7 protein-coding genes are annotated in these 9,932 nt (G+C 73.1%); all 7 read left to right on the top strand.

Going from position 1 to position 9,932, the window contains the following annotated elements; all coding sequences use genetic code 11:
• The coding region (locus V7778_RS24485; protein ID WP_335560165.1) for a penicillin-binding transpeptidase domain-containing protein at window positions 1–2,778 on the top strand (2,778 nt) is incomplete at its 5' end.
• A gap of 100 nt (window positions 2,779–2,878) precedes the next feature.
• Window positions 2,879–4,210, top strand: a complete 1,332-nt coding sequence (locus V7778_RS24490; protein WP_335560167.1) for a hypothetical protein — start codon at window positions 2,879–2,881, stop codon at window positions 4,208–4,210.
• Window positions 4,201–4,737: a hypothetical protein gene (locus V7778_RS24495; RefSeq protein WP_335560169.1), complete on the top strand. Its 537-nt coding sequence runs from the start codon at window positions 4,201–4,203 to the stop codon at window positions 4,735–4,737. The genes V7778_RS24490 and V7778_RS24495 overlap by 10 nt, the downstream gene beginning before the upstream one ends.
• Window positions 4,737–5,846 carry a hypothetical protein gene (locus tag V7778_RS24500; RefSeq protein ID WP_335560170.1) on the top strand — a complete coding sequence of 370 codons (1,110 nt, stop codon included), beginning with the start codon at window positions 4,737–4,739 and terminating at the stop codon, window positions 5,844–5,846. Before V7778_RS24495 ends, V7778_RS24500 begins: the two co-directional genes overlap by 1 nt.
• On the top strand, window positions 5,843–6,847 hold the full coding sequence (locus tag V7778_RS24505; protein ID WP_335560172.1) for a hypothetical protein: 1,005 nt from the start codon (window positions 5,843–5,845) through the stop codon (window positions 6,845–6,847). Before V7778_RS24500 ends, V7778_RS24505 begins: the two co-directional genes overlap by 4 nt.
• A gap of 72 nt (window positions 6,848–6,919) precedes the next feature.
• Window positions 6,920–8,926: a hypothetical protein gene (locus V7778_RS24510; protein ID WP_335560174.1), complete on the top strand. Its 2,007-nt coding sequence runs from the start codon at window positions 6,920–6,922 to the stop codon at window positions 8,924–8,926.
• Window positions 8,927–8,929: 3 nt separating this feature from the next.
• Window positions 8,930–9,932 (top strand): serine/threonine-protein kinase (locus tag V7778_RS24515; protein WP_335560176.1); only part of this gene is annotated, 1,003 nt, incomplete at its 3' end.

The raw sequence follows: 9,932 nt of genomic DNA on the forward strand, positions 1-9,932 counted from the left end.
GGCGCCGCGCTGGTGCTGGCCGCCGGCGCGCGCGCCGAGCCGGCGCAGCGCATCGACCTGTGCACCCAGGTGCTCGATCCGGCCCGCCCCAGGCTGCTGCCCCTGCGCATCGGCTATCCCTTGTCCGAAGCCGCCGCCCTGGCACGGGCGGGCGGCGCCGCGCCGCGCAATGTGCTGCTCGGCGCCGGCCTGCCGAGGGTTACCGTCACGGGCCAGGCGCCCGAAGGCTTGAAGCTGGCCTGGAGCGCCGCCGCGCCCGCGGCCTGGATCGGCGACGCCGCCCGGGGAATCGTCCAGCGCGGAGAAAAGGGCGAGGCGCCGCTGGGCCGCAGCGGCTGGCTGGCCTGGCAGGGGCAAGCGCTGCGCTTCACGCAGCGGCCGAGCCGTGCCTGTCCGCAGGCCGGCGAACTGCTGGTGCAGCGCTACCGCCCCGACCCCGCGGTGGCCGGTCCGGCCCTCATCCAAGCCTATCCGGCGGACGGCGAAGCGCCGACCCTGCGCCTGGGTCCGGGCAGCTACCAGGTGCCGGCCGCGCCTGCGCCGGGAATGGAAGACCAGGCCTTGTTCGAGCAACTGCGCGCGCGCGGGCTGCTGAGGCTCGGCAAGGACGGCCTGGTGGAACTGGCCCCGCGCGACCTCGCCGCCTGGCAGGCGGCGGATCCCGGCGCCCGGGCGCCGCTGCCGGGCTGGGAGGGCCTGAAGCTCGACGAAGGCGATCGCAGTCTCTTGAAACGCCTGTATGGCCGCGCCGACGGTGCGTACGTACGTGAACAGGCCAGGATCTTCAACAGCGAGCGCCGGCTCGTGGCCTGGCGGGTGCGTCCCGGCGGTACGGCGCACTGGCAGGCCAGCATGGGCGACGCGCCGGCGCCGGCCGCCGAGGGCTTGCCGGTGGCCGCGATGCGCCTGTTCGCCCGTCTGCCGGAAGGCTGGATGCCGTGGAACCGGGTGGCCGGATGGGACGGCGGCCGCTCCAGCAGCCATGCGCGCCTGAGCGCCCCGGCCCTGCGCGTGCCGACTGAGCTGCTGCTGGCCGGCCGCCTGCTGAAGGTCGAGGGGGCGCGCGCCAGCGTAACCGCCGCCTGCGACGGCCGCGCCTGCGTCGATGGCGAGATGGTCCAGCACCTGCTCCTGACCCCCGAACCGGGCGCCGGCAAGGTCACGCTGGACATCGCGCCGCTCGACCTGTCGCGCCTGAGCGGCGGCGCCGACGCCGCCTACCGCCACCTGCGGCTGGAAGACGGCCGCCTGGCCTGGCATGCGCTGCCCGGCGCGGCGGCGGGGAGGGCGGGCGCGGGGGCGCCGGCGCCGGTTCGGCTGAGCGACCGCCATGGCGCCCTGCTGTGGGAGGACGGCCGGCCGGCAGCGGATGCGGGACTGGGTCCGCTGCTGGGCGTGCACCGCCTGCACGGCAGCAGCATCGCCGGCATGCTGGCGCGCCTGGGCGGCGGGCAGCACACGGCCAGCTTGAGCCTGGACCTGGCGCTGCAGGCCCGGGCCCACGCGGCGCTCGACTGCATCGGCATGCGCCAGGGACGCTGGGACGGCAAGGCCTGCAGCGGCGGCCAGGCCCCGCCGGCCGGGCGCCAGGCGGGCCTGGTGCTGCTGGACGCCGAACGCGGCGATATCCTGGCCGCCGCTTCCGGCGGTACGGGCAGGGCCGACCCGGCGCGCTGGCCGGAGCTGCGCGACTTCGACCGCGCCGATCCGGCCCGCAGTCCGCTGCGCATCCCGGCTTTCCAGCACGACGGCGGCGCGCACCGGGCGCCCGGCTCGACCTTCAAGGTGATCAGCGCCCTCGGTCTGGAGCAGGCCGCCCGCGGCGACGCCCGGCTGGACGCCTTGCTGTCGGGAATGCCGCTGGACGGGATCGACCGGCTGGCGCGCGAGGCCGGCTACGGGTTCCGCGCCGCCAGCGCCGTCTATCCGGCTTCAAGCCAAGGCGCCCATGTCACGAATTTCCGCGAACAGCTGAGCAGCGCGCGCGCCGACGGCGGGCGCCTGGGCCTGGACCAGGCGCTGGCCTTCAGCGTGAACACCTGGTTCGCCTGGACCGGGGAACTGAGCGACCGCAGCCTGCTGGGCCGGCCCGAGGGCGGCGTGCCCGGCGTGCGCGCCCTCGATGCGGACGCCCTGGACACGGTGCGGCCCATCGCCGGCATGGCGCGGCGCCTGGGCTTCGGCAGCGCCCTGCGCCTGGACGGCGGACTGCTGCCGGCGGACTACCACTGGGCAGAGTGGGACGCGCTGCAGGCCAGCGCCTCGGCCATCGATCCGGTCCTGACCCGGCACGAGCTGCGCCAGATGGCGATCGGGCTGCGCATGCAGGCCACGCCCCTCCAGATGGCCCTGGTGGCCGCCGCGGTCGGCGAAGGCCGCGGCGTGAGGCCGCGCCTGCTGCTGGCGCTGGACGGCCGCGCCGCCGATGAGGTCCAGGGTAAACCGCTTGGCCTGCGCCTGGACCGGATCCGGGCCGGCATGAAGGGCGTGATCGACCGCGGCACCGCTGCCGGGGCCTTCAGCGGCGCCGCTTTCGAGCGCCTGCGTCCCGGCCTGTTCGGCAAGACCGGCACCGCGCCGGCCGGGCCGGAGGGCCTGGCGACGGTCTGGTTCATGGGCTGGCTGGAACCCGGCAGCCTGCCCGGCCAGACCCGGCGCCTGGCCTTCGCCGCCTTCGTCAGCCACTCGGGCGCCACCGGCGGCGGCCATGCGGCGCCCGCCGTCGCCGCCTTGCTGCGCGGCATGGAGGAGCAGTCGCGCGAACAGAAGGGCAAATAGGCGCTTTCTGCGCGCCTCGAAGATGTGTTTGTATGGCATCATCTGTTTCAATCCGCCAGTGTGTGTCGCCGGGCGGGATTGAATCGAGGACGGGGTAGGTATGCGTTTGCCGGGAACCCGGTATCAGGAGCATGGTTGGGAACAGGTCCGGAAGCTGCTGGGACAATGTTCCCTGCAGGCATTCGCCCGTGCTTCCTCCCCCCTCGACCCCGCACTGCTGCTCGAACCGGACGGCGCCACCGCGCTTTCCCTCTACGTCGACGCCGTGGCGCGCGCTATCCGCAACAGCGGCGGACGCGGCGCGGCGGCCGGCAACAGCTACGGCGACACGGTGGCCGAACTGGCCCTGGTCCTGGTCTACGAACTCCAGGCCCGCCCCGCCGACTGGGACGCGCTGTGCGCGGCCGTGGCCGGCGACCATGCGCGCCTGGGACGTTTCTGGGAGCAGCCAGGCGGCGAGGCGCTGCTGCGCAAGAAATTCAACGACCTCTACGCCGTCCTGCGCGACAAGGTCGACAGCGACAACTACCAGGCGGCCTGCGGCCGGCCCTGCAGCCCGAACCGCATGTATGCCTACCGCATGCTGGACACCGCCTTCCACGAGATCGCGCGCCTGTTCGACGGCTGGCGCGAGCACGCCGCCCAGGTCGGCGCGATCCTGGGACGTGAGCTGGAAGCGATGCCGATCGAGGCGCGCCAGCTGCGTTCCATCGCCGACTGCCGTCCCGAATGGGTGCTGCGCTGGAGCGAAAGCCTGGAAGCCTTCGGTGGCGCGCCCGGCCCCCTGCACACCCGCTCCAAGCGCTTCGCCAGCCTCAAGACCAGCCCCGACAAGATCGGCGCCATGCTGCGCGAAATCGGCGACTACGAACAGCTCTCCGGCAACCGCGACCACGATCATGATTGGCTGCAGGACGCGGGGGATGCCACGGCCTGGCTGGACGACTACTGGCGCGTACTGGGCGAGTCCGAGCAGGCCGGCACCCCAGGGCCGGACCGCATCCTTGAACTGCGCCAGGACGCGCTCGACACCGCGGAGCCGGCCGAAGTTCTCGATGATGTGGCCCATGATGCGCCCCAGCACGCGGACGAGGGCGACGCGGTGCGCCTGGCCGCCGCGGCGCAGGCGGTTTCTCTTCCCCCCAGCTACATCCAGGCAGCGGCCGGCGCGCAGGAGCGCGGCAGCTGGGCGGTGCGCACCATGGCCGATGATTCGCTGCCCGTGCGCCTGGCGGTCTACCTGAAGCTGCTCGGGCCCTTCGACGACAGCTATCCGGCCGAATGGCTGGACCCGGCTACCGGCGAACTGCCGACGATGCAGCAGCTGGCGGGCCTGGACGGGATTTCGCTGCCGACCCTGCGCAAGCGCCGCGATACGGCGATCGCGCGCCTGCAGGGCGCGCAGACGAAGGAGGACGGAGGATGGAAATGACGGAACTGGAGCGCAGGCTGCAGGCGCAGCTGCTGGCGGGACAGCGGATCGAGGGCGACCTCCTGGTGCTGGACGATGCCGTGCTGCGCGCGGCGCTCGACGGCAGCAGGCCCTTGCGGCCGGCCGAACGCGCCGCGCTGCAAGGCTCGCCCCTGACCCTGCGGCGCTTCCGGCGCCTGGCCGACGAAGGCCGCGCCGCCTGGCAGGGCAGCCGCGGCCTGCTGCGCGCCGCCGACAGCGGCGCCGCGCTGGACGAACTGGCCACGGACGACGGCATGTGGCGCCTGCACTTCGTGGGCGCCCAGGTGATCCTGCAGCTCGATCCGCAGGCGGCGCGCGCGGCGCAACTCCTGGCCGGACGTCCTGCGGTGAAGGTGAGGGACGGCGCGGGTTCGCTCGTGCTCGAAGGGATTTTGGACGCCGACGGCGAATGCGAGGGGCTCTGGCCCTTCGCCGCGCCGCCGGCGCAGCATTTTCAGCGGCATGGGGCGGTCTTCACTGTGGAGCCGGCCCGGGAAGGACTTTGATGTTCGGTTCGTTGTTCAAGCATTCGCTGCGGCGCCCGCTGCGGCAGGTCGAATTCTCCTGCGCCAGCCTGGGCGTGAGCGCCATCGCCTTGCCGGCGCCCGGCGGCTGTACCGTGCCGCCGCGCTGCGCAGCCGTACTGGTGGACCGGGGAGGGCGCACGCGCCGCCTGGGCGAGGGCGCGCGCCTGGCCCTGATCGAGGGCGAAAGCGCCTGGGCCGTGCATCCGGGCCCCTACACCTGCGAGCTGACGCCGTTTGCCGCCAGCCCGGAAATCGGCCTGCGGATGAGCTTTGCCATCGACGCCAGCGACCCGCGCGCCACCCAGCAGCGTTTCGACCTGTTCCTGGCCAGCGAGGCCCACGGTCCGGTGGGCCTGGAAGCTTTCGCCCTGATGCTGGAACACGCGCTCCAGCACGAGCTGGCGCAGGGCAACCTGGAACTGCCGCCCTGCACCACGCTGGAGGAATGGAATGCCTTCCGCTCGGGCTTCAACCAGCTGGTGTACACGCGCTTCGGCGTGACCGTGGACGACTGCGTGCCGGTCGACCTGGGCGCCTCGCACGGGGACACCCACGGCTACCCGCAGCTGCTGGAGGCGCGCCTGGCCGGCAGCGTCGCGGCGCAGGCCGCGATGCCTGGTCCGGCGGCCACGCCGCCGGCCATCCACGAGGAAGCCTTCGACCCGGCCTGCGAGGACGCGCGCGCGCTGCGCCGCCTGTTCCTGGAACTGCCTTGCCTGATGTGCTCCCTGCGCATGGCGGTGCTGCCTGCCGACCAGTCGCAGTTCCGCCAGCACCAGGAACTGCTGCGCCGGCTCGACCTGGTCAGCCTGGCGGTCGGCACCATGCCGGCCCTGGAGCTGGCCGCGCCCCACCAGGCGCTCGAAGGATGCGAGCAACTGCGCCGCGCGCGCCACAGCCGCCGGGCGGCGATCGCGCTCGACGAGGCCTGGGCCTTGCTGGCGCGCCTGAAGCAGGCCGGCGACGTCACCCCGGCGCCGCTGTTCGACGAGGCCGACCGCATCGTCAGCAATCTGGAGACCGACACCGCGGCGCGGCGCGCCGTGCGCCTCGACGAGATCGGGGAGATCGACGAGGTGGCGCCATGAGCGGCGGCATCGACAGCGCCGTGGTGCGCAGCATTGACCCGCGCGGCGGCTTCCTGAGCGTGACCGCGACGCGCCGGCCGCGCGCCGGCCGCGCCGACGTCAAGTGCGGCGTGCCGGATGCGCCGGATGTCGCGCAGCGCATGCAGCAGGTGGTGCGCCTGGCGCGCCACACCGAGGCGCGCGCCGACAGCCGCGACCAGGTGGTGCTGAGCCTCGACCGCGCACCGGCGGACGGGAGCCGCGACTGGGAACTGGCGGCCGTGCTGGCCGACCGCATCGTGCGCGGGCTGTGGACGCCCAGGCCGGCGGTGGTGGCCAACGGCTGGTCCGATGCCTGGCACCTGGGCCGCATCGACGGCTGCGCCCTTGCGCAGCTTCCCGAAGGCGTGCTGGCCGGAGGGCCGCAAGGCCTGGCCCACCTGGGGGCGCTGCAGGGCCAGCCCGATCCGGCCATCGGCGTGGCCAGCGCGCGCGCATGGTTCCCGCTGCACAGCGGCGGCGAGCAGGACAGCCTGGGCTGGGTCGAGGTCAGCCTGCGTCCGTTCGCGCATTCCACCGAAGACGAGGAGGGCGCGGTGGCGGCGCCGCAACTGGATGCCGCACGGCAGGCGCGCGTGCGCTCCGTGCTGGCCGCCAGCCGCCATTTCGACGGCCGCGGCCAGGGGCAATGGCGCACCACGGTGCGCTTCGGCGAGCCGCGCTTCCAGGGCGACTCCTACGAACTGGCCCTGGTGCTGGCCGACCGCATGGCGCGGGGGCGCGAATTCCTGGCGCGCGGGCGGGTCATCGCGACCGGCCGTTCCTCGGCCTGGCATGCCGGCCGGGTGGAGGCGGTGGACGGCCTGGCCCCGAAATGCGCGCTGATCCTGCGCGAGCTGGCGGCGGGCGACCGGGTGTTGCTGCCCCGGGAATGGGAAGCGGCGCTGCCGCCCGGCCTGCGCGAGGACGTGCGGGCGCGTGGCGCGAGCCTGGCCTGCGTCGAACGAATCGGGATCATTTGACCGGCCCCGGCCTGCTAGAATCGGCGGGGCGACGTTGTAGTGCAGACATCAAGTAAAGAAGTGGAGTCGGATATGTTCCAGATGTTCGGAGTGAAAGGCGCCGGCTGCCCGCGCTGCGAGCGCAAGAATGGCGGCGACGCCCGCTATTGCGCCGGTTGCGGCCTGATCCTGGGCGCCCCGCGCAATGCCCCGGTGCTGCGCGAAAACCGCTGGATGGCCGGCCCCGACGAACTGGCCGTGTTCTTCGGCGTGCGCGAACTCTCGGGGCTGTTCGTCAAGACGCTGCGCGTGCCGGCTACGGCGCGCGCCTTCATCCTGCAGGGCGACAAGGCCACCGAGGTGCCCCAGGGCGAGTACGAGATCGAAGGCTTCTTTACGCGCCTGAACCACCTGCTGCGCGACCAGCACGCCGAAATCCTCGTTACCCGCACCGCTGCGCTGCCGGTGCGCTTCGAATTCGGCGACGTCCACACCGCCGAGCACCTGCCCGTGCACGCGCGCTTCACGGTCAGCCTCAGGATCGAGAACGTGCCCGCCTTCGCGCGCCACTTCATGACCATGCCGGGCACCATCGGCGAAGCCGAGCTGCGCGAGCTGCTGGCGCATCCGGTGCGGCAGCTGGCGGCGGAATTCGTCGGCGCACGCTCGATCCGCGAGATGGCGGGCAAGCGCGAACTGCGCGAGCAGCTCGACGAACGCCTGCAGGGCGGCCTCAAGCTCCTGCTGGCCGGGTACGGCCTGGCGGTGACCGCGGTCGACACCCTGGAGCTGCGCCACGACAAATTCGACGCCAACCGCGCCCGCGTCGGCAGCCTGTGGCTGGCGGCGGACGAGAAGCACGTGCAGATCCAGCACGCGCGCCACCTCGACGAACTGTACACGGCCGAGGAATGGAACCGCATCGCTCGCGCCGAGCAGGACCTGAAACTGCGCCAGCGCCGCGCCGAGCTGCGCCAGGACGAGGCGATCGCCAAGGCCGAACTCTCGCTCCAGGGCGCCGACCGCGCGCACGGCGTGCGGGCGCGCCAGATCGAGCTGTATGGCCGCATCCTGGAAGCGCAATCGCGCGAACAGGCGATCCGCAACGGCGCCGCCGAGGTCCTGGCCGAGCTGGAGCACGAGCGGACGCAGAAGAGCGCGGCGCGCGCCGACGAAGCGGCCGAATGGCAGCACCTGCGCGCGCTGGCCCAGGTGCGCATGCGCGCCGAACTGGAAGCGGCGCGGCAGGAGGCGGTGCAGACGCGCCAGCTGGCGCAGCAGCGCTTTTCGCAGCAGCTGCTCCAGCAGCAGATCCGCAACAAGATCGAGCAGGCGCGCCAGATCGAGGACGCAAGCCGCCAGCACGCCGAGCTGACCCGCCTGCGCCAGGACGAAGCCGAGGCCGCGCGCCGCGTGCGCGATATCGACGAGGCGGAACACGTGGCGCGCCACCAGGCGCTGCTGCTGGCAAACGATGCCCACCGGCGCGAAGCCGAGCGCCTGCAGGAATGGGAAGACGAGCAGGCGCGCCAGCGCATCGGCGACGTGCGCCGCGGCGCCGGCCAGGCCGACGCCCAGGCCCAGCACGACAAGCTGCTGCGCACCATCGAGGCCGATGCCCGCCTGGCCGAAGTCCAGGACCTGCCGCGCGCCTTCGAGCGCGCCCACGAACTGGAACTGGCGCGCATGGAGATTGCACGCGGCGAATCGCTGGCGGCGATGGACGACACCGCCAAGCTGGCCCTGGCCGCGGCGCCGAACGCCGCGCTGCTGAACGACTTCATGAAGACGCGGGTCCACGCCAACATGGATGCGGACCAGCTGGCCGCGCTATCCAGCGGCAAGCTGTCGCCCGCCGAGGCGCAGGCCCTGGTGCGCGAGGAACAGGCGCGGCGCGAGGCCGAAGTGGACAAGGACCGGCGCCATCAGCTCGACCTCCTGGCCTTGCAGAACGACGTGAACAAGGCGGCGCTGGCCTCGCAGGCCGGCTTGGGCGCCGCGATCGCCCAGGCTGGTGGGCGCCAGTGCGTCCACGGCCACCCGGCGCGCAGCGAGGACCGCTTTTGTCCATCCTGCGGCGCGGCGCTCCCCCTTTCCTGAACGATGCAGACAGCCATCGACAAGATCCGCGAACTGCGCGCCCTGCACGAGGACGGCCTGCTGAGCCGCCACGAGTTCGACTTGCGCAAGAACGCGATCCTCGACGCCGAATACGCCCCGGAGCTGGAAGGCGTGCAGCCGGTGCGGGAAGCGCCTGTGCGGCCCGGCACCGAGATCGGCCTGATGGTGGGGCAGGAGCTGGGCCCGCCGAACCGCCGCTACCGCCTGGAGCGCCTGATCGCGCACGGCGGCATGGGCCAGGTGTGGCAGGCCACCGACCTTGCCACCCACGCCGAACTGGGACACAGCGCCCAGGTGGCGCTGAAGATCCTGCCGCCCCAGGCGACCCAGGCGGCGAGCCAGGCCAAGCTCCTGATCCAGGAAGCCACGCGCGCGCGCCGGCTGGCGCACGAGCACATCGTGCGCGTCTATGAGTGGGCGCGGGACCCGGCCACGGCCAGCCATTTCGTCATCATGGAATACCTCGAGGGCGAGGACCTCGACGCCCTGCTGGCGCGCGAGGGACGCCTGGGCTGGGAGCGCGTGCAAGGCCTGTTGCGGCCGGTGGCGCAGGCCCTGGACTACGCCTGGGACAAGCACCGCCTGGTGCACCGCGACATCAAACCCGGCAATGTGTTCGTCACCAGCAAGGGTGAGGTCAAGCTGCTCGACTTCGGCATCGCGGCGCGCGCCCGTGCCTCGGGCGGCGCGGCGATGCTGGAAGCGCCGGCGCTCTCCGGCACCGCCGGCTACCGCGCGCCCGAAGCCGCGGACCCGGAGCGCCAGCCGCAGCCCGCGCTCGACGTGTACGCCGTGTCGGCGATGATCTACCAGATGCTGGAGGGGGAGCTGCCTGCCGGTGCGGCGACCCGTGCGCCGCGCGCCTTGCGTCCGCGCCAGTGGACCGCGCTGCAATCCGGCTTCGCACGCGATCCCTCCGCACGGCCCGCGAGCGTGGGGGCGCTGCTGGAGGCGATCGAATCCGGCGCCGGCCCTACCGAGGAGG

This window comes from Massilia sp. DD77 (assembly GCF_036961685.1).
Classification (GTDB): Bacteria; Pseudomonadota; Gammaproteobacteria; order Burkholderiales; family Burkholderiaceae_D; genus Telluria.

What these genes read in the sequence shown, in the direction of transcription:
- V7778_RS24500 (WP_335560170.1), top strand. Translation starts at nt 4,737, where the DNA reads ATGTTCGGTTCGTTGTTCAAGCATTCGCTGCGGCGCCCGCTGCGGCAG.
- V7778_RS24490 (WP_335560167.1), top strand. Translation starts at nt 2,879, where the DNA reads ATGCGTTTGCCGGGAACCCGGTATCAGGAGCATGGTTGGGAACAGGTC.
- V7778_RS24510 (WP_335560174.1), top strand. Translation starts at nt 6,920, where the DNA reads ATGTTCCAGATGTTCGGAGTGAAAGGCGCCGGCTGCCCGCGCTGCGAG.
- V7778_RS24505 (WP_335560172.1), top strand. Translation starts at nt 5,843, where the DNA reads ATGAGCGGCGGCATCGACAGCGCCGTGGTGCGCAGCATTGACCCGCGC.
- V7778_RS24495 (WP_335560169.1), top strand. Translation starts at nt 4,201, where the DNA reads ATGGAAATGACGGAACTGGAGCGCAGGCTGCAGGCGCAGCTGCTGGCG.